The sequence below is a fragment of the Collinsella sp. LCP19S3_B11 genome (assembly GCF_052121915.1).
Taxonomy (GTDB): domain Bacteria; phylum Actinomycetota; class Coriobacteriia; order Coriobacteriales; family Coriobacteriaceae; genus Collinsella.
In genome coordinates, this window is the sequence record NZ_JBQKDI010000050.1 from 1 (window position 1) to 865 (window position 865).

Below are 865 nucleotides of genomic sequence, written 5' to 3' on the forward strand. Positions count from 1 at the left end.
ATGACCAAGGCCGAGATCGAGATGCCCCTCACGGCCTCCACGACCCTCGACTCCCTGGTCAACTCCGAGTCCGAGTCCGACCTGATCATCGACCCGATGCCCAACCTCTACTTCACCCGCGACCCGTTCGCGGTCGTCGGCGAGGGCGTCAACCTCAACCGCATGTACTCGGTCACCCGCAACCGCGAGACCCTGTACGGCAAGTACGTCTTCAAGTACCACCCCGACTACAAGGACGTCTCCCTGTACTTCCGCCGCGACTGCCAGTTCCACACCGAGGGCGGCGACGTGCTGAACATCAACGAGAAGACCCTCGCCGTCGGCATCTCCCAGCGCACCCAGGCCGCCGCTATCGACGTCATGGCCCAGAACATCTTCTGGAACTCCGACTCCAAGGTCGAGCGCATCCTGGCCTTCGACATCCCGGTCTCGCGCGCCTTCATGCACCTCGACACGGTCTTCACCCAGATCGACGTCGATAAGTTCACGATCCACCCCGCCATCATGGGCACCCTGCGCGTCTACGAGCTGACCGCCGGCAAGAACCCGGGCGACGTGAACATCCGCCTGATCGAGGACACCCTCGAGCACGTCCTGGAGGACGCCACCGGCGTCGACCAGGTCAAGCTGATCCCCTGCGGCGGCGGCGACCCGATCGCGGCCTCCCGCGAGCAGTGGAACGACGGCTCCAACACCCTGTGCGTCGAGCCCGGCAAGATCTGCGTCTACGCCCGCAACACCGTCACCAACGACGTGCTGTACAAGGAGGGCCTGGACCTTCTCGTCGTGCCCTCCGCCGAGCTCTCCCGCGGCCGTGGCGGCCCGCGCTGCATGAGCATGCCCTTCTGGCGCGAGGACCTCTAAG

1 protein-coding gene is annotated in these 865 nt (G+C 65.3%); it reads left to right on the top strand.

Annotated features, from left to right (window positions below; translation table 11 throughout):
- Window positions 1-864: arginine deiminase (locus tag ACTQV4_RS10315; protein WP_441569781.1), on the top strand; the 864-nt coding region annotated here is incomplete at its 5' end.
- Window position 865 lies beyond the last annotated feature (1 nt).